This is a genomic window from Streptomyces rimosus, assembly GCF_008704655.1.
Classification (GTDB): Bacteria; Actinomycetota; Actinomycetes; order Streptomycetales; family Streptomycetaceae; genus Streptomyces; species Streptomyces rimosus.
In genome coordinates this window covers 2037027-2060679 of the sequence record NZ_CP023688.1, presented here as the reverse complement: position 1 = coordinate 2060679, position 23653 = coordinate 2037027, and the positions used below count along the sequence as shown (strand labels likewise).

The following is a 23653-nucleotide window of genomic DNA, read 5'->3' as shown; positions in this document are numbered from 1 at the left end:
ACACATCGGGGTGCGGAGGCGGTGGTCAGGGCAGGCCGCCGGGGTGCGAAGGCGGTTGTCAGGGTGGGCCGTCGGGGCGCGGTGGTAGGGCTCAGGACCGTCCGGGGCCGCCGGCCCTGAGGTCGCCGCCGCTTCGGATGCGGGTGGCCAGCCACAGGTCGAAGCGGTCGTCGGGGTCGTCGAGCCGGCGGCCCGTCAAGTCCATGGCCTTGTCGAGGCGGTTGCGTACGGTGTGCCGGTGCACGCCGAGGCGGCGGCTGGTGGCGTCCCACGCGCCGCCGGTCTCCAGCCAGGCGGCGAGCGTCGTCAGCAACTCCTCGCCGTGGTCGGCGAGATCGAGCGGGCCGAGGACGGCGTCGGCGTAACCGTGCAACGTACGGCGGTCGCCGAGGTCCAGCAGCAGTCGGCTGGCCGCGCTCTGCCGGGCCTCCTCCGGCACCCCGCTCGCCCGGCTGACGCCCAGCAGCCCAGCCGCCTGCCGCAGGGAGACCCGTACGGTGTCCGGCGGGGCGAGTGGGCCGATGCCCGCGGGGCAGTGCGGCGCGAACCGGCCGAGTACGTCGCGTACGTCCAGGCCCGCGCCCACCACGGCCTCGATGAGCCCGCTCTCCGCGACGCGGACCAGGCCGCCGGGGACGGCCAGGGCCAGGTCGGCGGCGATGTCGTGCGGACCGCTGTCCGCCGGGCCCGCGGCCGGGGGTTCGATGACGACGCCGCGCACCCGGTCGTCGTGCAGGCCGGCGGCGGCGAGGATGCCGTGGGCGCGCCCCGCCGGGCCTTCTTCGTCGGACAGCAGCTCCGCCAGTAGCGCCGACCTGCGGCGGCGCTCCGGCTCGTCCATGAGGTGGCGGCGCTCCAGTTCCAGAGAGAGCAGCGAGACCAGGCCGGGCACCACAGCGCGCGCTGCCGCGTCCGGGGAGCCTACGAGCAGCAGCAGGCCGCGCAGCCGCCGGGCGCCGAGCGGCTGCACCTCAAGCTGGCGGCCACCGGCCGTACTGGACGCGCTGCCGCGCAGGCCGCGGGCGGCGACCCGTTCCACGAGGTCCCGTGCGGCCGGTGGCGGGGCCGACTGCCCGCCGCCCGTGGCGAGCAGCCGCCCGAGCGGGTCGAGCACCGTGGCGCCGACTCCGGTGGCGGCGGTCCACTCCTCCAGCATCGGTTGCAGGCCGCTGTCCGTCGCCGCCGCGGTGAGCCGCCGCTGCGTGGCGAACGCGCGCTGGAGCACCGCGCGCTGCTCGTCGGCGCGCGCGTCGAACACCGCCTTGGTGACGGCGATGAACGGCACCTCGTCGGGCACCGTCAGCAGCGGCAGACCCGCTTCGCGCGCGGCGTCGACCAGCGGTGCGGGGGCTTTCTGGTACGGGAGTCCGCGGCCCAGCCCGAGCGCCAGGCAGGCCGCCCCGCCTTCGGTCACGTCCTGTACGTACGTCCGGCAGGCCGCCGGTTCCATCGGCAGTACCAGGCCGATGGTCATCAGCAGCTCGCCGCCCTGCAGCCACTTGCCCGGATGCAGCAGGTCGGAGACGGTCGCGGCCTCGACCGTACGGTCCAGCTGCCCGGCCGGGACGTCGTAGGTGAGGGACAGGTTCAGCTCCGGCCGGGCGAGGAGGTCGGCGATACGCAGGGGCATGGACACAGTGTCCATCAGATGAAGCCGCGATGGACAGCTGGGATATAGGGCTGACTGCCCTGTTTGCGGGGTGACGCATCCCGGTACCCGCTGCCCCAGGACGTATCACCTCCCATTTGGCACGTTTTTGCCCGGTTGCGACCGGGGATGCGAAAAGAAGACCGCAGAGGGAACATCCCTTCCTACGCAAGACGAACGCAAAGGATGAACGGCCATGCAGGTGGCGTTTCTCGTAGCACCCGAAGGCATCGAGCAGGTCGAGCTGACCGAACCGTGGCAGGCGGTGATCGACGCGGGCGGTACCCCGAAGCTCGTCTCCACCGAGTCCGGCCGTGTGCAGGCGTTCAACCACCTGGACAAGGCGGACACCTTCCCCGTCGACCGGACCGTGGACCAGGCACAGGTCGGCGACTTCGACGGGCTGGTGCTGCCCGGCGGCGTCGCCAACCCGGACGCGCTGCGGATGGACGAGAAGGCCGTCGCGTTCGTCCGCGGCTTCTTCGACGCGGGCAAGCCGGTCGCGGCCATCTGCCACGCGCCGTGGACGCTGATCGAGGCGGACGTGGTCCGCGACCGTACGCTGACGTCCTGGCCGAGCCTGCGGACGGACATCCGCAACGCCGGCGGCAACTGGGTGGACGAGCAGGTCAAGGTCTGCACGGGCGGTCCGAACACGCTGATCACCAGCCGTAAGCCGGACGATCTGAAGGCGTTCTGCGAGACCTTCGTCGCGGAGTTCCAGCGCTGATTCCCCGTCCGGGGCGCGTCACTCCTCCTTCAGCACCGCGGCCGACTCGGGCGGCAGCCTCAGGGCGCCGTCCGGGTCGGCCGCAACCGCGTCCGCGTCCGGCCACGCCGCCAGCACCCGCGCCCGCCCGCCGGCCCCGGGCACCCCGGCCGTGCCCTCCCCGGCCAGTCGCACCACCACCCGCACCGCCCCGCGCCGTACGCACAGCCAGCGGGCCTCCTCGTCGTACGTGACCTCGGTCCGTGTCATGTCCGGGTCGGTCAGCTCGGGGTGGGCGGCGCGTACCGCCAGCAGGGTGCGGTACCAGGCCAGCAGGGCGGCGTGCGGCTCGCGCTCCGGCTCCGACCAGTCCAGGCAGGAACGGTCCCGCGTTGCCGGGTCCTGCGGGTCCGGGATCTCAGACGCCCGCCAGCCGTGCGCGGCGAACTCGCGGCGGCGCCCGTCGCGTACCGCCTCGGCCAGCTCCGGGTCCGTGTGGTCGGTGAAGAACTGCCACGGCGTCCGGGCCGCCCACTCCTCGCCCATGAACAGCATCGGCGTGAACGGGGAGCACAGCACCAGCGCGGCGCCGCAGGCGACCAGGCCGGGGGAGAGGCCGGCGGCCTGCCGGTCGCCGAGCGCCCGGTTGCCGATCTGATCGTGCGTCTGGGCGTAGGCCAGCAGGCGGTGGGCGTCGGTGGCGCGCCGGTCCAGCGGGCTGCCGTGCCGCCGGCCGCGGAAGCTGGAGTACGTACCGTCGTGGAAGAAGCCGCCGGTCAGCGTCTTGGCGAGGGCGGCGAGCGGCGCACGCGCGAAGTCGGCGTAATAGCCCTGGGACTCGCCGGTCAGTGCCGTGTGCAGGCTGTGGTGGAAGTCGTCGTTCCACTGCGCGTGCAGACCGTAACCGCCGCCGGAGCGCGGCGCGAGGACGCGCGGGTCGTTGAGGTCCGACTCGGCGATCAGGAAGAGCGGGCGGCGCAGGTGTGTGGCGAGCGCGTCGACCGCGCCGGACAGGTCGGCGAGGAAATGGCGGGCCCGGGTGTCGTGCAGGGCGTGTACGGCATCGAGCCGCAGCCCGTCGAGCCGGTAGTCCCGCAGCCAGGCGAGCGCGCTCCCGATGAAGTACGTGCGCACCTCGTCCGACCCGGGTGCGTCAAGGTTGACCGCGGCGCCCCACGGGGTGTGGTGGGTCTCCGTGAAGTACGGCCCGAAAGCGGGCAGATGATTGCCGGACGGGCCCAGGTGATTGTGGACGACATCCAGGACGACGCCCAGACCGTGCCCGTGCGCGGCGTCCACGAGGCGCTTGAGGCCGTCCGGGCCGCCGTACGGTTCGTGGACCGCCCAGGGCGCGACACCCTCGTACCCCCAGCCGTGCGTCCCGGGGAACGGGCACACCGGCATCAGCGCCAGGTGGGTGATGCCCAGGCCGGCGAGGTGGGGCAGGTGCTCGACGGCCGCGTCGAAGGTGCCGGCGCCGGTGAACGTGCCCACGTGCATCTCGTACAGCACCGCTCCCGGCAGGGGCCGCCCGGCCCACGGGTGCTGCCAGACGAACCGGTCGTGCTCGACGACCGCGCTCGGCCCGTCCGGCCCTTCGGGCTGCCGGGCCGAGCGCGGGTCGGGCAGGAGCGGCCCGTCGTCGAGGCGGAAGCCGTAGCGGTCGCCGTGGCGGGCCGGTACGTCGGCCCGCCACCAGCCCGGGCGCCCGGGGGCGCGCTCCATGGGGACGTGTTCGGCGGACACGGCCCCGGTGGGGGCGTATCCGGTCGCCACGGCGTGTCCCGTGGTCAGCGCGCCGTTCGCGGCGCGGTCGCCCGCCGTGCCGCTGGCGTCTGCCCCTTCCGTCGCGCCGTCCGCGCGCCCGTGGGGCGCCACGAAATGCAGCGCGACCCGTTCGGCGTCCGGTGCCCACACCTCGAAGAGCACGGCTGTCCTCCTTCGTCCGGCGCGCGGACGAAGAAAGCCCCGTCCGGCCTCAGATGAAGAATGCCCGCTCCTGCGTCATCGGGTAGCCCGCCCTGGCGAAAGCCGCCGCCATCGGGACGTTCGGCTGGTCCGTTTCGCCGAGGATCGTCTCCGCTCCCTCGGCCGCGAGGTGGCGGGTGCAGTCGACGAGCAGGTCGTAGCCGTACCCCCGGCCGCGGTGCTCCGGCACGAGGCCGATGAACCCGATGACCGGCACCTGGTGGTTACGGGCCGGTATGTGCAGCCCGACGACCTCGCCTCCCCGCCCCGGATCGGCGGTCCAGGCGACCCGCCACCAGTCGCGGGGCGACGGGCACCAGTTGAAGAAGTCCAGCTCCTCCCGCGCGGCCTGCTCCACACCGCCCTCGGCGATCGCCTTCCGGGCGTGGGCGTCCAGCGAGCCGTTCTCGACGCGCCGCAGAATGTCCAGGATCACACCGTCGTCCGGCTCCGGCCGGAACACCAGCCGGCCCGGCGGCTCGGGCAGACCGCAGGCGGGCGTCCAGGTGTAGCGGAACCGCTCGACGAGCGGTGTGAGCCCGGCCGCGGCGGCCGCGTCCATCCGGGCGCGCGCGGCGTCCCGTACGGCCTCCTGCTCGCGCCAGCCCGGCGGCAGCAGCAGTATGTACTCGGAGTGCAGGGGCGCGGTGCGCAGCAGACGGGCCGCGGCGTCCGACTCGCCCGGCGCGAAGTCGAACCAGTCCAGGGCGGCCGGGCGGGTGTCGCCCGGCCCGGCCCACCAGGCGGCGCGCGCCACGACGACGCCGTCGCGCAGCGCAACCCAGGTCCACTCGGGGCGGTACAGGCCGCCCTGAGCGAGGGTCGCGTAGTGACGTCCGAAGAGCGTGTGGCCGACGAGGCCGGCGGTGGGGTCGTCCAGTGTGTGGAAGAGATGCGCGTCGCTCTCGCTGAGCGCGCGGAAGACCAACCCGGTCATGATGTCCTCTCGGAAGGCAGGGATCGCGCTCCCGGTCGGCTGAGATCAGCCCAGGACAGCCCGGTGGACGGGGCGGGAGCGCGCATACAGGTACGTCGACACGGCTCTCGCCTCCTCTCCTTCTCGCGGGCCGACGGTGAGCGTAGCCGGAGGACGGGCGGGGCACCAGGGACTTCCGGCGGGGCCGCTGCCGCCCCGCGCACCGGCCTCCGTGGCTGGACACCGGCCCGTGGGCGCCGGACAATCACCCGCATGACATCGCTGGAGTTCCCGGCCCGACCGGCGCGCCCGTCGGAAGCCGACCGGGAACGCGCCTTGGAACTGCTGCGCGAGGGCGCGGCGCAAGGCAGGCTGTCCCAGGACACCTTCCTGCGGCGGCTGGAGCTGGTGCTCGGCGCCCGCCAGCACGCCGAACTCGCCGCCGCCACCGCCGATCTGGCCTCCCGCGGCCGGGTCGAGGGCGCCGTGCTGCGCGCGGTGGGCAAGGCGTCGGCGTTCAACATCATGGTCCGCCGCGCCTGGCGCCGCGAGCGCCTGCCGAAACTCCTCCTGCCCGCCCCCGGCCCGTTCCCCCTCCTCATAGGCCGGGCCCCCGGCTCCGGCCTGCGCCTCAACCACGACACGGTCTCCCGCTCCCACGCCGAACTGCGCAACGCCAACGGCGCCTGGCTCCTGCGCGACCTCGGCTCCACCAACGGCACCTGCGTCAACGGGCGCCGGGTGGTGGGGGAGGTGGGGGTGCAGCCGGGGGACCACGTCGCCTTCGGGAGCGTGGGGTACGTCCTTACGCAGGGATAGGCGGCCAGGACCCGGGAGGGGTCAGGACACCGGTGCGACGGACTTCTTGGCCATCTCGTACGCCGGGAGCATTTCCTTGTGCTCGGTGTTGTCGAACCCGCCGAGATGGACGACGGTCGCGCCCTTCGGCGTCACCACCGCGAACGCCCGTTCCTGCTGGGGCTCGTCCTTCAGGGGGCTCTTCGTCGTGTAGGAGACTTCCGCCGCGGGCAGTTCGCCGGCCTTGGTGTCGCTGAATTCCTTCTTGACGACCCTCGGCTGCTCGCCGGTGAATTCCTCCAGCACCTCGCGCGGCGACTTCTTCGTCGGGTCCGTGGTCCACACACGGATGAATCCGATATTGCCCGCCGGTTTGGCGTCGATCTCGCAGGCGCCCCTGGCCGACTTGTGGCCCATGAACTCGCCGAGCAGCTTCCCGTCTTCGGGCTTGAGGCCCTTGGGCTGCCACATCTTCGCCACGTCGAACGACACCGGCAGTTCGCAGAGGCTGCCGGCGGCCCCGACCCGGGTGCCCTTCTTCCACGCGTCGGGCGAACCGGCCGCAGCCTTGTCGTCCTTCTTCGCCGCATTCGCCGAGGCCGCGGCCGAAGCGGAGGGTGAAGCGTTCTTGGCGGTGTCGCCGCCCTTTTCGGGGGTGGCCGAGCAGCCGGCGAGCACACCGATCGAGAGCACGGCGGACACCGCGCCCCACTTGTACTTACCCATACCGTCTTTCCGTCATAAAAAGGTCTACAGGCGCAGTAACTTAACCCGGCGGACGCGGGGTGCCAAACCGTTATTCATGCCCGGAAGTTTCCGCCCTACTGGTGATCCACTACGGGCCCGCCCGGCGCGTCCCCGAGGCGGACCGGGGGCGCGTTTCGTCCGGCCGGACGACGGACCGGCGGCGGACGGGCCGGATGCTGGTGACGGCCGTTCGCGCAACGCGTCCCAAGGCCCCATACGCCACTGAGCCGTGAGGAAAGGTCCGTCATGAGTACGCGCGCCCCGCGCCCCGCCACCGTCCCCGCCGACCGCCTGGCCCGCCCCCGCATCCGGCAGGCGCTGCGCACCGTGCGACTGCTCGTCGGCTGCTACGCGGCCCTCAGCGTCCTCACCCTGGGCGCCGTCGTGCTGCTGCGGGACCACCCCGGTACGGTGACCGACGCCGTGTGGGTCCGCACGGTCATCGTCGTCGTCACGTCCCTGCTCATGGTCTCCTTCGCCGCCCGTACGGCCCGTGGCCACGGCCGGTCCTACCTCCGGCTGCGGGTGGCCTCGGCCGTCATGGTCGCGGTGATCGCGGCCGTCGTCGTGCTGCCCGGAGCGTTTCCGGCGTGGCTGAAGATCGAACAGGGGGCGTGCGGGGTGCTGCTGGCCGGCGTGGTCCTGTTCGCCAACGGCGCGCGGGTACGGGCGGTGTTCGCCGGTCGCTGAGGCAGGCTCGTACGCCCGCCCCGTACACCCGTCCCTCAATGTTGATGCAGCCCCCTCCCCGCCAGCGTCAGGAACGCCTCCCCGACCGCTTCCGACAGCGTGGGATGCGCGTGGATGTGCTGTGCCACATCGGACGGTTCGGCGTCCCAGGCGACGATCAGCTGGCTCTCGGCGATCATCTCCGAGACGTGCGGGCCCACCAGGTGCACGCCGAGTACGGCCCCGGTGGCCTCACCGCCCGCACCGTCCGCCGCCGCGACGACCTTCACGATGCCGCCCTGTCCGTGCACCATGCCCTTGGCGACCGCCGTCAGCGGCATGGTGTTGACCCGCACCTCCAGGCCGCGGGCGCGTGCCTCCGCCTCGGTCAGGCCGACCGAGGCGGTCTGCGGCGAGGAGTACGTCACGCGCGGCACGGTCGCGTGGTCCACCGGCCGGGACGGCACGCCGGCCAGCGTTTCGGCGACCAGCAGGCCCTCCGCGAACGAGGCGTGCGCCAGGCCGGGAGAGGGCGGCGGCAGCAGGTCGCCCACCACATGGATACCGGGTACGGCGGTCTCCAGGCGGGACCAGTCGGCGGGCGGCACGAAACCGCGCGCGTCGGTGGCGAGTCCGGCAGCGGCGAGGCCCAGGCCGTCGGTCACCGGCACCCGGCCGACCGCGACCAGCAGGCGTTCGGCCTCGACCGTCTCCTCGCCGCCGCGGGTGCGTACGGTGGCCCGTACACCGGACCCCGTCACCTCGGCCCCGGTCAGCGTCGAGTCCGTACGGACCGTGATCCCGCGCTTCTTCAGGCCGCGCGCCAAGTGGCGGCTCACGTCCTCGTCCTCCAGGGGCAGCAGTCGCCCGGCGGCCTCGACGAGGGTGACCCGGGCGCCCATCGACCGGTGGAAGGACGCGTACTCGACGCCGATCGCGCCGCCGCCCAGCACCAGGACCGAGTCCGGCAGGCCGGGCGCGAACAGGGCGTCGTCGCTGGTGACGACGGTACGGCCGTCCGGTGCGAGGCCGGGCAGCAGGCGCGGGCGGGAGCCGGTGGCGAGCACGATGCCGCGCCGCGCGGTGAACTCCCCGCCGTCCGGCGCCTCGACGTACACGGAGCGCGGGCCGGTCAGGCGCGCGCTCCCGCGCACCACACGCACCCCGGCACGCTCCAAGTGCCCCTCCACGCCCCGGTGGTTGCGCGTCACGATGTCGTCCCGGGTGGCGGTCAGCGCGCCCCAGTCGACGCTGTCGAGCGTGGCCTTCACACCCCAGCGCTCGCGCGCCTCGGCGATGCCGTCCATCAGTTCCGCCGCGTGCAGCATCGCCTTGCTCGGGATGCAGCCGCGGTGCAGACAGGTCCCGCCGACGAGGTCCCGCTCGGCGAGGACCACCCGCAGTCCGAGGGAGGCGGCCCGCAGGGCCGTGCTGTAGCCGCCCGTGCCGCCGCCGATGACGATCACGTCGGTCCCGCCGCCGCGCGCGGCCCCCGTTCTCGTACCACCGCTGTTCATGTCGCTCATGCGGCCAGCCTCCGCCCCCGCCCGCCCATGAGTCCAAGGCAATGTTTCCATGGGGGCGATGAACATCGTTCATGGGGAGAACGGAGGGCCGTATGAGTCTGCGGCAGATGGAGTACCTGGTCACCGTGGTCGCGGAGGGCTCCTTCACGCGCGCGGCCGAGCTGCTGCACGTGACCCAGTCGGCGCTGTCCCACCAGATCAAGGCCCTCGAACGGGAGGTCGGCGGGCCGCTGCTGGAGCGGATGACGCGCGGCGTCCGGCTGACGCCCATGGGCCGCGCCTACCTCCCGCACGCCGAACTCGCCGTACGCAGCGCCGAACAGGCCCGCCGCGCCGCGCTGGCGTCGGGCGCGGCGCGGAGCGGCGAGCTGCACATCGCGACGGTGCACGCGCACGCCATCGGCGTGCTCCCGGAGGTCTGTGTGCGCTGGGGGCGTGAGTACGGCGGCGTGCGCCTGGTTCTGCACGAATACGCCACCACCGACGAGCTGTACGAGCACATGGAACGCGGCGTCGCCGACGTGGCGGTCGGGCCGCGGCCACCGACGTGGCCGGGGCCGGTCACGGTCGTGGGGGAGGAGCGGATGGTGCTGGTCCTGCCGCCCGGCGACCCGCTCGGCGGCCGTACCGCCGTACGCATCGAGGAGGTGGCCGACCGCCCCTGGGTGCGCTGCGCGCTGGAACCGGTCGTGGCGGGCCGGCGGTGGCTGGACGTGGAGTGCGAACGGGCCGGCTTCACGCCCCGTACGGCCGTCCGCACCCAGCACACCTCGACGGCGGTCCGCATGGCGGCGGCCGGCGTCGGTGTCCTCCTGACCGCCGCCCACGAGCTGACCGGTCTGGACTGCACCGCGGTCCCCACCGACCCGCCGTGGCGCCGGGAGATCACCGTCTTCTCCCGGGTGCCGCCCACCGGCGCGGCCGAGCACTTCGTGGACCTCCTCCGGGAGGCTCAGCAGTACGGCTGCTGATGCGTGAGCGAAGCCGCCACGCGCATCCATACGCCGAAGAGCCGGTACAGGTCGGTCAGCGCCCCGCGCGCCCGTACGGTCCGGCCGTCCACCGAGGTCACGCCCGGTATCCCCAGCAGCGTCGCGGCCACCGACGCCGACTGCCAGCGGACGGTCAGGGCGCACGGGTCCGGCGGCGGACCGGGGGCCCGCGGCGGCGTGGAGAGGGCGGCGGCGACCGTCTCCTCGATGGCCCGGCGGGCTTCCGCGTCGGGGAGCAGCTCGGCGGCGAAACGGTCGTGCGCCTGCTTCACGGCGACGGTGGCGATCGTGTCGTCCCACTCCTTCGTCTCCGCGCAGGCACCGTCGTCACCGGTCAGGGCCACCACGGGCACCCCGAGGGCCGCGGCGGTGGCCTGCGCCAGGCCGATTTCGCCCACGGGGCGGCCGTCCAGCCAGATGTCCTCGATCTCGTGGCCCATGAAGCTGTGGCTCAGCACGCCGAGCGTGCCCGCCCGCGCGTGGTAGCCGACGCAGACCACGGCGTCGTGCCCCGGCGTGAGCCCTTCGAGCATGCCCATCTGCTTGGGCTTGCCGCGGATGAGCCGGGCCGCCGGGTGCAGGGCCTCGGGCAGCAGGTTGCGCATGGGCCCGTGCGCGTCGTTGACGACGATGTCCGTGGCACCGGCCGCGACGGCACCACGCACGGCGGCGTTGACGTCCTCCGCCATCATCAGCCGCCCGCGCTCGTAGTCCCGCCCGCCCGGCTGGACGTCGTCGGCGTCGACGAGGCCCGTGACGCCCTCCATGTCCGCGCTGATGTAGATACGCACCGTACGTACTCCTCAGACTCGACCACTGGGCAGACGACGGCCGTTCCCCCTCCGGTTCCGCACCGGGCAGCCGTCCCGCGGTCGTGTCCGTACGCCCCTTCCGTCAGTCCTCTCCCACCAGCAACGCCACCGGATACCGCGCCAACAGCTCGCGCAGGCAGACCACCGGTTCGGGACACTCCCGGCCGGTGAGCAGATCCCGCCACGGGCCCGGACCCGGAAGGTGCAGCTCCGTGTCGCGCCAGCCGCCGTCCTCGGCCAGCCGGAGGGAAAGGCGCGTGGCCACCGTCACGGCACGTCCGGCGCGGGCGAAGGCCAGGCAGTGCCCGGCGGCCGAGCCGTCCGCGTGCAGAGGGGTGTACGTGCCGTCCACGCCGAACCAGTCGGGATGGTCCCGGCGGAGGCGCAGCGCTCTGGCCGTCAGCAGCAGCTTCTCCGCGGAGAGGTCCTGCGGGTCGGCACCGCCGTCCAGTTCGGTGAGCAGGTCGGCGCGCAGCCGCGGCGGGCGGCGGTTGTCCGGGTCCACCAGCGCGGTGTACTCGGTCTCGGTGCCCTGGTAGAGGTCGGGCACGCCGGGCATCGTCAGGTGGAGCAGCGCCGCGCTCAACACGTTGGCGCGGATGTACGGCGCGAGATCGGCGGCCAGTTCGGTGAGCGAGGACGCCGCCGGTCCGCACGGCCCCGCGCGCAGGAATTCGCCGACCGCCTCCTCGTACCCGGCGTCCTGCTCCGTCCAGGACGTGTGCAGACCGGCCTCCCGTACGGCCTTGAGCACCGAGGGGATCAGCCGTTCGGCGGACGGTTTGCCCAAGCCGAAGGCGGTCTGCCAGGCCGTCCACGCCAGATGCTGGTCCGGCGGCTGCGGACCCTCGCCAGGCCCGGCGGACACCCGGCGCAGCAGGTCCCGCCACCGCTCCGGGCACTCGGTCAGGACCGCGATCCGCGCCCGTACGTCGGCGCTGCGCTTGGTGTCGTGCGTCGAGAGCACCGTCGAGGTCAGCGGCCAGTCCCGCTGGATACGGGCGCAGTACGCGTGGAAGGTGTCCACGCCCACCGTGGGCGCCCCCGGGTCGGCGCCGACCTCGCAGGCCGACAGCAGCGGCACATAACGGTAGAAGGCGGTGTCCTCCACGGACTTGGCGCGCAGCGCGGAGGAGGTCTGGGCGAAGCGGGCGCAGAAGTCCTCGCAGTCCGGGCCGTCCCCGAGCAGGCCGAGCGCCAGATCGCGCACCAGGTCCACGGCCAGCGCCTCCTGCGGCGAGCGGAAGACCGCACGCGCCCGCGCGGCGGCCTCGGCCAGCATCGCCGCGTCCTGCTCGCCGCGCCGCGGGTCGCGCGCTCCGGCGCGGTCGGTGGCGTACGGGCGGTAGACGGGCAGCCGGACCAGCAGCTCCCGGACGGCGGTGCGCAGGGCCCAGGGCGCGTGGTCGCCCTGGTGGGACGCCTGGTCGCTGATCCGCCCCGCGGTCCGCACCAGCCGTTCGACCTCGGCGGCGAGATCGTGGGTGACGACCTCGTAGGCGGCGCGGCGTACCGTTTCCTCCCAGTCGCCGCCCGCGTCCGCCAGCGGGGCCACGAAGTCCCGGTAGACGGTGAACAGGCGGCCGGAGCCGAGCGGGCAGACGAACAGGCCGTCGAGGTGCCGCAGCGCGTCGTAGCCGGTGGTGCCCGCGCACGCCCAGCCGTCCGGCAGGCGCTCCCGGCCGGTCAGGATCTTCTCGACCACCGTCCAGCGCCCGCCGGTGGCGGCGTGCAGGCGGGCGAGGTAGTTGCCCGGGGCGGCCAGGCCGTCCGGGTGGTCGATGCGCAGCCCGTCGACGACGCCCTCGCGCAGCAGCCGCAGGATCGTCGCGTGGGTCGCCGCGAAGACCGCCTCGTCCTCGACCCGTACGCCGATCAGCTCCGAAATGGTGAAGAACCGGCGGTAGTTGATCTCACTGCGGGCCAGCCGCCACCAAGCGAGGCGGTACCACTGCGCGTCCAGGAGGCGCGGCAGCGGAAGCCGTTCGGTGCCGGGGCGGATGGGGAAGGCGTGGTCGTGGTAGCGCAGTATGTCGCCGTCGACCCGGATGTTCCCCAGCTCGTCGCCCAGCCGCCCGCCCAGCACCGGCAGCAGCACCCGCCCGCCGTGCCCGCCGTCCCAGTCGATGTCGAACCAGCGGGCGTACGGACTTGCGGGGCCGTCCCTCAGCACCGCCCAGAGCGCGGCGTTCAGCGACTCCGGCGCGGGCACGGCCATGTGGTTGGGAACGGTGTCCACCACCAGCCGCAGTCCATGCGCCGCGGCCCTCGCGGCCAGCGCGCGCAGCCCCTCCTCGCCGCCCAGCTCGGCCCGCACCCGCGCGTGGTCCACCACGTCGTAGCCGTGTGTGGAACCGGGCACCGCCTCCAGGACAGGGGAGAGGTGGAGGTGCGAGACGCCCAGCGCGGCAAGGTACGGCACGGCTTTCTCGGCCGCGGCGAAGGGCAGGTCCGGCTGGAGCTGGAGCCGGTACGTGGCGGTGGGTGGCGCACTGGATTCGGCCGTCATGGGAACACCCGTACCCGCCGGACGGCTTGTTGTTTCATCCGGCCCGGGCCGCCCCGGCACCGAAGCGCTGTGTACGCACGATCCGGACGGCCCGGATGTACGCGCAGGACGGCGCCGGGCGGCGACCCCCGCCGGTTCCCCGACCGCCGGCCCCCGCCCATAGGCCCTGCACACTGCCGGGGCCGGGCACCCCGACTACGCCGAACGGACCTCTCGCCCGGGCCGTACGACAGCATCGGGAACCACCGCAATGGCGGAGCCGGCCGTACGGCCCACGGCGTACCCCGGCCGGCGCCATGGACCAGTGTCACGGACCGGCAGCCCGGACCCTATGCAGGCCGTTGCAGCACCAGCATGCTGCGGCCCGGCAGCGCGAGGCGGTCGCCGGCCTGAGCCTTGATGCCGCCGCCGTCGGCGACCGCCTCCGGGTGGGCGGTGTCCACCACCGCCTGCCACTGGCGGCCGTGGTCGACCGGCACGGTGAACTCCCGCTCGTCCGCGTGCGCGTTGAACATCAGCAGGAAGGAGTCGTCGGTGATCCGCTCGCCGCGCGGGCCCGGCTCGGTGATCGCGCTGCCGTTGAGGAAGACCGTCAGCGACTTGGCGTGCGCCGCCTGCCAGTCCCGCTGCCGCATCTCCTCGCCCTCCGCCGTGAACCAGGCGATGTCGGACAGCTCGTCGTGGGTGCCCTCCATGGGGCGGCCGTGGAAGAAGCGCCGCCGCCGGAATACCGGGTGATCGCGCCGCAGCCACACCATCTGCCGGACGAAGGTGAGGAACTCCTGGTCCTCCTTGCGGACGGCCGCGAGCTCCGGGTCGTCCTCGGCTTCGGTCCCGGACTCGCCCTCGCCCTCGCCCCCTTCCCCGGCCTCCGTACCGGCGGCGCCCCCGTCGGTGTCCGGCCACCGCACCCACGTCAGCTCGTTGTCCTGGCAGTACGCGTTGTTGTTGCCGCGCTGGGTGCGCCCGAACTCGTCGCCGTGGCTGAGCATCGGCACGCCCTGCGACAGCATCAGGGTGGCCATGAAGTTGCGCATCTGGCGGGCCCGCAGCTCCTGTACGGCGGGGTCGTCCGTCGGCCCCTCGGCGCCGCAGTTCCAGGACCGGTTGAAGCTCTCGCCGTCCTTGTTGTCCTCGCCGTTGGCCTCGTTGTGCTTGCCGTCGTAGCTGACCAGGTCGCGCAGGGTGAAGCCGTCGTGGCAGGTCACGAAGTTGATGGAGGCGAGCGGGCGCCGGCCGTCACCCTGGTAGAGGTCGGAGGAGCCGGTCAGCCGGGAGCCGAACTCGGCGAGGGTGCGCGGCTCGCCGCGCCACAGGTCCCGTACGGTGTCGCGGAACTTGCCGTTCCACTCGGTCCACAGCGGCGGGAAGTTCCCCACCTGATAGCCGCCCTCGCCCACGTCCCACGGCTCGGCGATCAGCTTGACCTGGCTGACCACCGGGTCCTGCTGCACCAGGTCGAAGAACGACGACAGCCGGTCCACCTCGTGGAACTGCCGGGCCAGCGTCGCCGCCAGGTCGAAGCGGAACCCGTCCACCCGCATCTCCGTCACCCAGTAGCGCAGCGAGTCCATGATGAGCTGGAGGACGTGCGGGCTGCGCATCAGCAGCGAGTTGCCGGTGCCGGTGGTGTCCATGTAGTAGCGCGGGTCGTCGGCGACCAGCCGGTAGTACGAGGCGTTGTCCAGGCCGCGGAAGGACAGCGTGGGGCCGAGGTGGTTGCCCTCCGCCGTGTGGTTGTAGACCACGTCGAGGATGACCTCGATACCGGCCTCGTGCAGCGCCCGTACCGCCGACTTGAATTCCAGCACCTGCTGCCCGCGGTCGCCCCAGGACGCGTACGCGTTGTGCGGGGCGAAGAAGCCGATGGTGTTGTAGCCCCAGTAGTTCGCCAGCCCCGCGTCGACGAGCCGGTGGTCGTGCACGAACTGGTGGACCGGCATCAGCTCCAGGGCCGTGACCCCCAGCCCGGTCAGGTGGTCGATGACCGCGGGGTGCGCCAGCGCCGCGTAGCTGCCGCGCAGGTCGTCCGGCAGGTCCGGGTGGAGCATGGTCAGGCCCTTGACGTGCGCCTCGTAGAGCACCGTCTCGTGGTAGTCGGTGCGCGGGGGGCGGTCGTCGCCCCAGTCGAAGTACGGGTTGATCACGACCGACGTCATCGTGTGCGGCGCCGAGTCGAGGTCGTTGCGGCTGTCCGGCCTGCCGAAGTGGTAGCCGTACACCGCCTCGTCCCAGTCGATGCTGCCGCTGACCGCCTTCGCGTACGGGTCCAGCAGCAGTTTGGCGGAGTTGTGCCGGTGACCGCGTTCCGGCTTGTACGGGCCGTGCACCCGGAAGCCGTACCGCTGCCCCGGCATGATGCCGGGGAGGTAGGCGTGCCGTACGAACGCGTCGGTCTCCCGCAGTTCGACGGCGGTCTCCGAGCCGTCGTCGTGCAGCAGTGACAGCTCGATGCGTTCCGCCGTCTCGGAGTACACCGCGAAGTTGGTGCCCGCACCGTCGTACGTGGCACCCAGGGGATACGTCTGTCCGGGCCAGACCTGCATGCGTCGACTCTTCCACTTCCTCGATGGGCGTCGCGACGCCTGGAGGCATCACGTCGGTCGTGCGTCGCCGTGTTCGATTGCTGCGTACGGTGCTGCGCTCGTCTCCTGTTTCAACCTGCCCAATTCGGCTGGTTTTTCGCGCGATCTGCGCCGAAAGGCGGGCAACCCGCGGTGAAGTCGGATCGTCGTACAGGACGACCGATGTGTGCCGAGCACCATGAGGCAGCAGGGGGGAACAGTGCGCAACATGATGCGCCGTCACCTGGGCAAGGTGGTGGCGGGCGCGGCCGTGGCGCTGGCGGGTACCGCCGCGCTGGCCGCGGTGACCCTGCCCGGGGACGCGGGGGCGGCCGGCGGGGGGAGCCGGGCCGCCGCGGCGGCGGGCCCCGGGTCGCCAACGGGCCAGGTGCGGCCGGGGGCCGTCGAGCGCGCCCCCGCCGAGGGACGCGAGGGAGTCGGCCGGGATCCGCTCACGGACGACGAGATCGCGCGGGCGCAGGCCCTGGCGGCGCCTCCGGCGTTCCGCGGCGCGGCCGAGGACGTACGGGGCAGACGCGGGCCCGAGCGGCTGACCACCGATCTGGCCGAGCTGGGCCCGGAGGAGACCGGCCGCGCCGACGCGCCGCGCCGGGCGAACGTGTCGTTCTACGACTACCGGTCCGAGGCGTATGTGACCAAGACCGTCAACCTCACCACCGGGAAGGTCGAGAAGACCGACAGCCGGCACGGTGTGCAGCCGCCGCCCGACCGGGCGGAGAGCGAGGAGGCGGCCGGCCTGCTGATCGCCGCGCCCGAGGGGGAGGGTCTGCGGAAGGACTACAAGCACGCCACCGGAAAGGACCTCACCGGCCCCGGCCAGCTGGCCGTGACCGGCTTCGTCTACCGCGGAGCGGCGGAAGGACCGGCTCCGGAAAAGCTGCGCGCCTGTGGGCAGCACCGCTGCGTGCGGCTCTTCACCAAGGTGCGCAACGGCCAGTGGATCGACACCCGGCGCTACGTGATCGACCTGAGCGCGCGCACGGTCGGCCGGCTGGACTGAGCCGACCGGGAGAGCGCCGGCCCGGCGCCCCCGCCCGGCCCGGCCGTGCGGCCGCCCGGCAGCAACCGTGCAGCATCCCGCACCCGCGTACTCGCAAGCCTCCGCGGCTTCCGTCTCACCGTCGTACAGGAGCGTTTCCATGCACGAAAGATCCTTCCGCCGTGCCCGCGTCCACCACGGACCCGCCCGTGTCCCTGTCCGTACCCCGGCCCCGGCCCGCCGGGCCCGCGCCCGGCGCACCGCGCTGCTCGCCGCGCCGCTGCTGCTCGGCACGGCGGCACTGACGGCCGGACCGGCCGCCGCCCAGGCCGCGCCGGCGGCCCCCGCCCCCACCGCCGCAGGGTGCAGTACCCCGTACAGCATCACGCAGACCCTCGAAGGCGGCACCACTTGGCGCATGTGCTGGCACTACGAGGCCAACGCCGGGCTGGTCCTGGACAACGTCTCGTACCAGCCCAAGGGCGAGCCCCGGCCCATCCAGGTGCTGACCACCGCGAAGCTGGCCCAGATCCACGTCCCGTACGACGACGGCGGCAACGAGTACGACGACCTCACCGGTCAGAGCTTCGCGCAGGGCCTGCAGACGCTGGACCCGGGCGAGTGTCCGGGCGGCACCATCAAGGCGGTCAAGGTGCCGGGCGCCTGGGACCCGCAGCACCCCTACGTCAACGGCCTGTGCGTCACCACCCGCGCCCGCGGCCACGCCTACCGCCTGGGCCGCTACCCCGGCGAGACCACCAAGATCCAGCAGGTCCAGGGCAAGGACCTGCTCGTCTACACGGTCAACAAGACCGGCTGGTACGAATACATCGTCGAGTGGCGCTTCTCCGCCGACGGCACGATGAACATGCAGGTCGGCGCCACCGGCACGCTCTCGCCCGCCGACTACGACGCGGGCGACGGCCGCGGCTGGCCGATCGGCAAGGGCGCCAAGGACTACGCCACCAGCCACAGCCACAACGTCTTCTGGCGCCTGAACTTCGGCCTGGACGGCTCGTCGGCCAACCGCGTCGAGCAGTTCGACTCGACGACCACCCCGGGCGGCGCCGGGCAGGCTCCCAGGACGAAGACGGTCCGCACCCCGGTGGCCAAGGAGCTGGCGGGCGACGCCGGGCCGACCCGCTGGTGGCGGGTGGTCAGCAACGTCGGCAAGAACAAGGACGGCCACCCCCGGTCGTACGAGATCGTCCCCGGCCGCTCCAGCAAGTACACCGGGCGTGCCTTCACCCGGCACGACGTGTACTTCACCGAGTACAACAAATGCGAACAGTTCGCCAGCAACAACCTGGCGAACTGCGGCACCGGCGCGGGCAGCAGCGTCGACCGATGGGTCAACGGCCAGCCGCTCCGCCACCCCATCGCGTGGGTCAACATCGGCTACCACCACATCGCCCGGGACGAGGACCAGGAGCCCATGCCCGTCCACTGGCAGGGCTTCCAGCTCGCCCCGCGCGACGTGACCGCTATGAATCCGCTCACTCCGCCCGAGCTTTCCGGACACAACGGTCACGTCGAATAAGGGGAGTTGACGCCGGACTCGATCCATCCTGCTGCACCGCCTCCCGGACCCGCAGTAGTCTGCCTTGATCGTTGGCACGGGGGTTCGGAAGGCGGTGTGCGGGTGAGCTCGGGCGGGCTGGAGTTGCCCCCTGGTGACGATGGCCATGACGGCCAGGACGGTCATGAGGGACCCGACGGCGGCTCCGCCGACGTCCCGCCCGGGGCGGTGTCCCTGGCCCGGCCGATGGAGATCGGCGCGGAGCTGGACTGGGGCGCCGAGGCGTGGAGCGAGGTGCGCACGCGCGCGCGGCGGGCCGGGCGCGCCTACATCTGGCTGAACATCGTCGAACAGCGGCTGCGGGCCGTCGTGGCGGCGGTGCTGTGCCCCGTCTACGAGCCGGTGCACGGCGACGAGTGGGTCATCGCCGCCGCCGGGCCCACCGGCCAGGAGTGGGTCCAGCGCGCCGTGGCGGTCCGCGAGGTCAGCCGCCGCAAGGGCTACCTGCTCGACCCCGCCGACGACAACATCCTCAGCTTCCTGACGCTCCCGCAGCTGCGCGAGCTGATGGTGCAGCACTGGCCCTGCTTCGAGCCGTATTTCGACGACCGCAGGGAGGTGGAGCTGGCCCTCGACGAACTGGAGGTGGCCCGCAACATCGTCTCCCGCAACCGCGCCCTGACCGGCACCGTCCTCGCCCAGGCGGAGAGAGCCTCCGCCCGGCTGCTGGACATCCTCGGCTCCGGCATCGGCACCCGCACCGCCGGACGGCTGCCCATCGACGCCGTGGAGGACCTGGTCGGCGACCGGTACGCGGACGTCGTCGGCGTCCACACCGACCGGGTACGCCTCCAGCGGCAGCTGCCCGCCGAAGACCTCTTCGGCGGCGCCCGCCGCCTGGACGCCATCGGCATCGGCCTCAACCTCCTCGTACAGAACTACTCCGGCCGCCGCATGGTCCGCCTCGCCGAGTCCGGCTGCCGCGTCCGCCTGCTCTTCCTCAACCCCGCCAGCAGCGCGGTCCGCCGCCGCGAACGGGAACTGGGCCTGAAGAAGGGCGAAATGAGCCGTTCCATCGAAATGAACATCCTGCACATGCGGCGCGTACGGGCCCGGCTCCGCGACCCCGGCGCCTTCGAGATCCAGGTCTTCGACGAGACCCCCCGCTTCACCGCCTACCTGGTCGACGGCGACGGCCCGGACGGCGTGGCCGTCGTCCAGTCCTACCTGCGCCGCAGCCGCGGCATGGAGTCACCGGTCTTCGTCCTGCGCGGCGGCGGGCGCGAGGTGCTGCGCCAGGGGGCGGACCGGGAGGAGGATCACGGTCTTTTCGAGACGTATCGGGAGGAGTTCGAGAACGTTTGGGCGGATAGTCGGCCGGTTTCTTGAGGGGGTCAGGCTGTGGCTTTGGCGGCGGCCTGTACGGCTGTTCCTCGGTGGCGCAGGACTTCCCACTCCTCGGCCACCGGCCTGCTGAAACGCTCCTCCAGTACGTCCAGGACGTGGGCGCGGCCGTAGCGCCGCCCGGAAGCGACGGGCAGGAGACGTGCTTCCGTTGCGGGAGGGGTTTCGGAGTCGTCCATGGCACAGGCGTAGCAGACCGGGCCGGCACCCCACCACTGCCACAGCCCCGCAGGTGGCGGCCGGTGCGGGTGAGGGGCCGGGTACCGTTGCGGCATGCGATTCGGCGTGCTCGGGCCGGTGGAAGTGTGGGCGGCGGACGGACGGCCCGTACGGGTACCCGAACGGAAAGTACGGGCCCTTCTGGCCGCGCTGCTCGCCCACCAGGGGCGGCCCGTCGGCGCCGCCCGGCTCATCGACGCCCTGTGGGACGAGCGGCTGCCGGCCAACCCCACCGGCGCCCTTCAGGCCAAGGTTTCACAGCTGCGCCGCGCTCTGGAGGCGGCCGGGCCGGGCGGCCGTGCGCTGGTCGCCGCCCGTCCGCCCGGCTACCAGCTGGACGCCGCCGACGACGCGGTGGACGCGGGCCGGTTCGCCGCGCTGACGGCCCGCGCGTACGAGAACCAGGACCCGGGGGAGCGCGCCGCGCTGCTCACCGAGGCGCTGGGCCTGTGGCGTGGCCCGGCCTTCGCCGGGTTCGAGGACGAACCCTTCGCGCGGGCCGCGGCCGACCGCCTGGAGGAGCAGCGGCTGACGGCCCTGGAGGCACAGGCCGCGGCCCGGCTGGAGCTGGGCGAGCACGGCCCGCTGGCCGGCGAACTGGCCGAGCTGGTGGCCCGCCACCCGCTGCGCGAACGATTGTGCGCGCTGCACCTGCGCGCCCTGTACGGCGCGGGGCGGCAGAGCGAGGCCCTGGCGGCGTACGCCGCCCTGCGCGAGCGGCTGGCGGAGGAACTGGGCGTCGATCCCGGGCCCGAGCTGACGGCCCTCCACCAGGCGATATTGGAACAGGACCCTCGGCTGGCGGGCGTGAGCCGCGGGGAGGGTGAGGCGGAACACCGCCCTCCGGCCCGCTCCGCCGCTCCGCCCCGCACCAACCTCCCCGCCTCCCTCACCGAACTCGTCGGGCGGGACGCCGCGGTGCGTGACGTCCGCGCGCTCCTGGAGGCGGGCCGGTTGGTGACGCTGACCGGGCCCGGCGGGGTCGGCAAGACGCGGCTGGCGCTGGAGGCCGCGCAGCGGCTCGTGGACGACTCCACCCGGTTCCCGGACGGCGTTCTGCTGGTGGAGCTGGCGGCGCTGGGGCGGCCGGGCGGCGCGGACGGGCACCGTACGGTGTCGTGCACGGCCGCCGAAGTGGCCGAAGCGGTGCTCGCGGTGCTGGGCGTACGCGAAGGCGCGGCCTCCGCCCCGGTGGGCGAGCGTCTGGCGGGCGCGGTGCGCGACAAGCGGCTGCTCCTGCTGCTCGACAACTGTGAGCACGTCGTCGACGCGGTCGCCGAGGTCACGGCGGCCCTGCTGGCAGTCGCTCCCGGCCTGCGGGTGCTGGCGACCAGCCAAGAACTGCTCGGGCTGGCCGGTGAGCGGGTCCTGCCGGTGCCGCCCCTGGAACAGGCCGACGCCGTCGCCCTCTTCGTGGCGCGCGCGGCAGCCACTGCGCCTGGCTTCGCGCTGGAAGGGGTGGACGGGCTGAACGGGTTGGGCGGGCCGGACTCGCCGAACTTCTCGGACGGGCTGGACTCGCCGGTGGAGAGCAGCGCGGCGGCCGTCGCGGACATCTGCCGTCGCCTCGACGGCATCCCCCTGGCGCTGGAACTGGCCGCGACCCGCGTACGGGCCCTCGGCGTGCGGGAGCTGAGCGCGCGGCTGGACGACCGGTTCCGGCTGCTGGGCGCGGGCCGCCGCGGCGCGCCGCCGCGCCAGCAGACCCTGCGCGCGATGATCGACTGGAGCTGGGAGTTGCTGACCGCCGACGAGCGGACCGTACTGCGGCGGCTCGCCGCGCACGCCGACGGCTGCACGCTCCGGGCGGCCGAGGAGGTGTGCGCGGGCGGCGGCGTACGGTCAGGGGAGGTGGCGGCCGTGCTGGCGCGGCTGGTGGACCGCTCCCTGGTGGTGGTTGCGGAGGGCCCGTACGGCCCGCGCTACCGCCTGCTGGAGTCGGTGGCCGCGTACTGCCTGGAACGGCTCCGCGAGGCGGGCGAGTGGGAGACGGTACGGCGGCGCCACAGCGTCCACCACACCTCACTGGCCGAACGCGCGGAACCCTTCCTGTACGGGGAGAGACAACGCGAATGGCTGGCGCGGCTCGACGCGGAGACCGCCAACCTGCGTACGGCCCTGGACAGCGCGGTCCAGGAGGGCGCGGCGGAGCGCGCGCTGCGCCTGGTCAACGCCCTGTCCTGGTACTGGTTCCTGCGCGGCCGCCTCGGCGAGGCGGGTCGCGCGCTGGCGATGGCGCTGGACGCGGCCGCCTCCTCCTGCGTGCCCGACGGGCTGCGGCTGCGGGCCATGGTCTGGCAGGTCGGTATGGCCTCGCTGGCAGGCGGCGACACCGATCCGGTGGCGCGGGCCGATGCCGTACTGAAGCAGTACGGGGACGAGCCGGACCCCGGTGCGGGGGACAGGACACCGGCGGACCACGCCTGGGCCCTGTGGTTCCTGACCTACGCCCAGGTCGGACTGGGCGACCCGGCAGTGGCCCGCGAACGGCTGTCGCGCGCGCTGGCGGCCTTCCGGGCGCTCGGCGACCGCTGGGGTACGGCAGCCGTTCTCAGCAGCCGCGCCCAGGGGCAGTACGCGGCCCCCGATGCCGTACGCGAGGGGACTGCGACGCGTCAGCGGGACGCCGAGGAGAGCGCGGACCTCTTCCGGGAACTGGGCGACCGGTGGGGCCAATTGCAGGCGGCGGAAGCGCTCGGGACGCTGGCGGAGATCAGCGGCGACTACGAGCGCGCCGCCCGCCTGCACCGGGACGGCCTGTGCGGCGCCGAGGAACTGGGCCTGTGGATCCAGGCGTCGTACAAACACTCCGGCCTCGGCCGTATCGCCCTCCTGACCGGCGACCTGGAGGCGGCGCGCGAACACCACGAACGGGGGCTGCGGCTGGCCGCCGAGCAGTCGCACCGGCGCGGCGAGATGTTCGCCGAGACCGGCCTCGGCATCGGCGCCCGGCGCGCGGGCCGCCTCGACGATGCCGAACGGCACCACGCGCGCTGGCTGGAGTGGTGCCGCAGCCGGGACGGCGACCCCGGTACGGCCCTGATCCTGGCGGAACTGGGCTTCACCGCCGAACTGCGCGGCGACGCCGATACGGCCCGCCGCCTCCACCTCGACGGCTACGAGGCGGCCAGCGCCACCGGCGACCCACGCGCGCTCGCCCTCGCCCTGGAGGGCCTGGCCGGCGCCCGTTCCCTGGCCGGCCACCCCACCCACGCCGCCCGCCTCCTGGGTCACGCCACCGCCACCCGCGCAGCCGTCGGCACCCCACTGCCACCCGCCGAACGCTGGGACGTGGACCGCATAACGGCCCGCACACGAGAGGCCCTGGGAAGCGCCACCGCTTTCACCACGGCCTTTGAAGAAGGCACCGCGATGACAGCCGAGGAGCTGGTGCGTGAGGCGGTGGGCGGCGGTGCGTGAGGTGCCGTTACCCGGCGGCTCGGTGCACGCGGTCGTACGGGTGGGACGCACGGTACGCCGCCCGGCGACACCGCGCAGCGGGTTCGTCCGCGACCTGCTGCGACACTTCGAACGACACGGCTGGCCGGGCGCCCCGCGCCACCTCGGGTCGGACGAGGCCGGACGTGACGTACTGGATTACGTGAACGGGCACGCGGCCTGGGAACCCGTGCAGCCTTTCTGGGCTGGGATCT

General features: G+C 73.4%; 17 protein-coding genes. 8 read left to right on the top strand and 9 right to left on the bottom strand.

Annotated features, from left to right (window positions below; all coding sequences use genetic code 11):
* Positions 1 to 91: 91 nt before the first annotated feature.
* Positions 92 to 1630 carry a PucR family transcriptional regulator gene (locus CP984_RS08475; protein WP_003985402.1) on the bottom strand — a complete coding sequence of 513 codons (1539 nt, stop codon included), beginning with the start codon at positions 1628 to 1630 and terminating at the stop codon, positions 92 to 94.
* Between the two features lie 214 nt (positions 1631 to 1844).
* Here CP984_RS08475 and CP984_RS08470 point away from each other — a divergent pair, with 214 nt between their 5' ends.
* Positions 1845 to 2378: a type 1 glutamine amidotransferase domain-containing protein gene (locus tag CP984_RS08470; protein WP_003985403.1), complete on the top strand. Its 534-nt coding sequence runs from the start codon at positions 1845 to 1847 to the stop codon at positions 2376 to 2378.
* Between the two features lie 18 nt (positions 2379 to 2396).
* Here CP984_RS08470 and treZ read toward each other — a convergent pair whose 3' ends face one another.
* Together treZ and CP984_RS08460 are read right to left on the bottom strand one after the other, a co-directional pair.
* Entirely contained in the window at positions 2397 to 4286 is a 1890-nt protein-coding gene (gene treZ / locus CP984_RS08465; RefSeq protein ID WP_003985404.1) for a malto-oligosyltrehalose trehalohydrolase, read from the bottom strand.
* Positions 4287 to 4335: 49 nt separating this feature from the next.
* Positions 4336 to 5262 carry a GNAT family N-acetyltransferase gene (locus tag CP984_RS08460; RefSeq protein WP_003985405.1) on the bottom strand — a complete coding sequence of 309 codons (927 nt, stop codon included), beginning with the start codon at positions 5260 to 5262 and terminating at the stop codon, positions 4336 to 4338.
* Between the two features lie 252 nt (positions 5263 to 5514).
* Between CP984_RS08460 and CP984_RS08455 the strand changes: the two genes are divergently transcribed.
* Positions 5515 to 6060, top strand: coding sequence for a DUF1707 and FHA domain-containing protein (locus tag CP984_RS08455; RefSeq protein ID WP_003985406.1), 546 nt, complete (start codon positions 5515 to 5517; stop codon positions 6058 to 6060).
* 21 nt (positions 6061 to 6081) lie between these two features.
* Here the strand turns inward: CP984_RS08455 and CP984_RS08450 are convergent, their stop codons facing one another.
* Positions 6082 to 6765: a lipoprotein gene (locus CP984_RS08450; RefSeq protein ID WP_003985407.1), complete on the bottom strand. Its 684-nt coding sequence runs from the start codon at positions 6763 to 6765 to the stop codon at positions 6082 to 6084.
* A gap of 267 nt (positions 6766 to 7032) precedes the next feature.
* Between CP984_RS08450 and CP984_RS08445 the strand changes: the two genes are divergently transcribed.
* On the top strand, positions 7033 to 7476 hold the full coding sequence (locus tag CP984_RS08445; protein WP_003985408.1) for a hypothetical protein: 444 nt from the start codon (positions 7033 to 7035) through the stop codon (positions 7474 to 7476).
* Positions 7477 to 7511: 35 nt separating this feature from the next.
* On the opposite strand, the gene lpdA is transcribed toward CP984_RS08445, so the two are convergent.
* On the bottom strand, positions 7512 to 8981 hold the full coding sequence (gene lpdA, locus CP984_RS08440; protein ID WP_003985409.1) for a dihydrolipoyl dehydrogenase: 1470 nt from the start codon (positions 8979 to 8981) through the stop codon (positions 7512 to 7514).
* Positions 8982 to 9073: 92 nt separating this feature from the next.
* Here lpdA and CP984_RS08435 point away from each other — a divergent pair, with 92 nt between their 5' ends.
* Positions 9074 to 9952, top strand: coding sequence for a LysR family transcriptional regulator (locus CP984_RS08435; RefSeq protein WP_003985410.1), 879 nt, complete (start codon positions 9074 to 9076; stop codon positions 9950 to 9952).
* Here CP984_RS08435 and CP984_RS08430 read toward each other — a convergent pair.
* From CP984_RS08430 to glgX, 3 genes are all read right to left on the bottom strand, one after another.
* Positions 9934 to 10764 (bottom strand): M55 family metallopeptidase, encoded by an 831-nt coding sequence (locus CP984_RS08430; RefSeq protein WP_003985411.1) that lies wholly within the window; start codon positions 10762 to 10764, stop codon positions 9934 to 9936. The two genes, CP984_RS08435 and CP984_RS08430, sit on opposite strands and share 19 nt — an antisense overlap.
* Positions 10765 to 10867: 103 nt before the next feature.
* Positions 10868 to 13294 carry a malto-oligosyltrehalose synthase gene (gene treY, locus CP984_RS08425; protein WP_003985412.1) on the bottom strand — a complete coding sequence of 809 codons (2427 nt, stop codon included), beginning with the start codon at positions 13292 to 13294 and terminating at the stop codon, positions 10868 to 10870.
* A 329-nt stretch (positions 13295 to 13623) separates the two neighbouring features.
* The gene (glgX, locus tag CP984_RS08420; protein ID WP_003985413.1) at positions 13624 to 15840 is read right to left on the bottom strand and encodes a glycogen debranching protein GlgX; all 2217 of its coding nucleotides are present in this window, start codon (positions 15838 to 15840) and stop codon (positions 13624 to 13626) included.
* A gap of 250 nt (positions 15841 to 16090) precedes the next feature.
* Between glgX and CP984_RS08415 the strand changes: the two genes are divergently transcribed.
* The 3 genes from CP984_RS08415 to CP984_RS08405 all read left to right on the top strand — a co-directional run bounded on the left by CP984_RS08415 (position 16091) and on the right by CP984_RS08405 (position 19766).
* Complete coding sequence (locus CP984_RS08415) at positions 16091 to 16879, top strand: hypothetical protein (RefSeq protein WP_053799766.1); 789 nt, start codon at positions 16091 to 16093, stop codon at positions 16877 to 16879.
* A 139-nt stretch (positions 16880 to 17018) separates the two neighbouring features.
* Positions 17019 to 18398: a copper amine oxidase gene (locus CP984_RS08410; protein ID WP_078575643.1), complete on the top strand. Its 1380-nt coding sequence runs from the start codon at positions 17019 to 17021 to the stop codon at positions 18396 to 18398.
* A 102-nt stretch (positions 18399 to 18500) separates the two neighbouring features.
* A complete protein-coding gene (locus tag CP984_RS08405) occupies positions 18501 to 19766 on the top strand; it encodes an SAV2148 family HEPN domain-containing protein (protein ID WP_003985565.1) in 1266 nt (421 codons plus the stop codon).
* A gap of 5 nt (positions 19767 to 19771) precedes the next feature.
* On the opposite strand, the gene CP984_RS08400 is transcribed toward CP984_RS08405, so the two are convergent.
* Positions 19772 to 19960 carry a hypothetical protein gene (locus CP984_RS08400; RefSeq protein WP_129820961.1) on the bottom strand — a complete coding sequence of 63 codons (189 nt, stop codon included), beginning with the start codon at positions 19958 to 19960 and terminating at the stop codon, positions 19772 to 19774.
* Between the two features lie 94 nt (positions 19961 to 20054).
* Here CP984_RS08400 and CP984_RS08395 point away from each other — a divergent pair, with 94 nt between their 5' ends.
* On the top strand, positions 20055 to 23420 hold the full coding sequence (locus CP984_RS08395; RefSeq protein WP_003985564.1) for a BTAD domain-containing putative transcriptional regulator: 3366 nt from the start codon (positions 20055 to 20057) through the stop codon (positions 23418 to 23420).
* Positions 23421 to 23653 lie beyond the last annotated feature (233 nt).

Bases quoted from the DNA above. Each gene is read 5' to 3' on its own strand.
- CP984_RS08475 (WP_003985402.1), bottom strand. From the start codon at position 1,630: ATGCCCCTGCGTATCGCCGACCTCCTCGCCCGGCCGGAGCTGAACCTG.
- CP984_RS08470 (WP_003985403.1), top strand. From the start codon at position 1,845: ATGCAGGTGGCGTTTCTCGTAGCACCCGAAGGCATCGAGCAGGTCGAG.
- CP984_RS08460 (WP_003985405.1), bottom strand. From the start codon at position 5,262: ATGACCGGGTTGGTCTTCCGCGCGCTCAGCGAGAGCGACGCGCATCTC.
- CP984_RS08455 (WP_003985406.1), top strand. From the start codon at position 5,515: ATGACATCGCTGGAGTTCCCGGCCCGACCGGCGCGCCCGTCGGAAGCC.
- CP984_RS08450 (WP_003985407.1), bottom strand. From the start codon at position 6,765: ATGGGTAAGTACAAGTGGGGCGCGGTGTCCGCCGTGCTCTCGATCGGT.
- CP984_RS08445 (WP_003985408.1), top strand. From the start codon at position 7,033: ATGAGTACGCGCGCCCCGCGCCCCGCCACCGTCCCCGCCGACCGCCTG.
- lpdA (WP_003985409.1), bottom strand. From the start codon at position 8,981: ATGAGCGACATGAACAGCGGTGGTACGAGAACGGGGGCCGCGCGCGGC.
- CP984_RS08435 (WP_003985410.1), top strand. From the start codon at position 9,074: ATGAGTCTGCGGCAGATGGAGTACCTGGTCACCGTGGTCGCGGAGGGC.
- treY (WP_003985412.1), bottom strand. From the start codon at position 13,294: ATGACGGCCGAATCCAGTGCGCCACCCACCGCCACGTACCGGCTCCAG.
- glgX (WP_003985413.1), bottom strand. From the start codon at position 15,840: ATGCAGGTCTGGCCCGGACAGACGTATCCCCTGGGTGCCACGTACGAC.
- CP984_RS08415 (WP_053799766.1), top strand. From the start codon at position 16,091: ATGCGCCGTCACCTGGGCAAGGTGGTGGCGGGCGCGGCCGTGGCGCTG.
- CP984_RS08410 (WP_078575643.1), top strand. From the start codon at position 17,019: ATGCACGAAAGATCCTTCCGCCGTGCCCGCGTCCACCACGGACCCGCC.
- CP984_RS08400 (WP_129820961.1), bottom strand. From the start codon at position 19,960: ATGGACGACTCCGAAACCCCTCCCGCAACGGAAGCACGTCTCCTGCCC.
- CP984_RS08395 (WP_003985564.1), top strand. From the start codon at position 20,055: ATGCGATTCGGCGTGCTCGGGCCGGTGGAAGTGTGGGCGGCGGACGGA.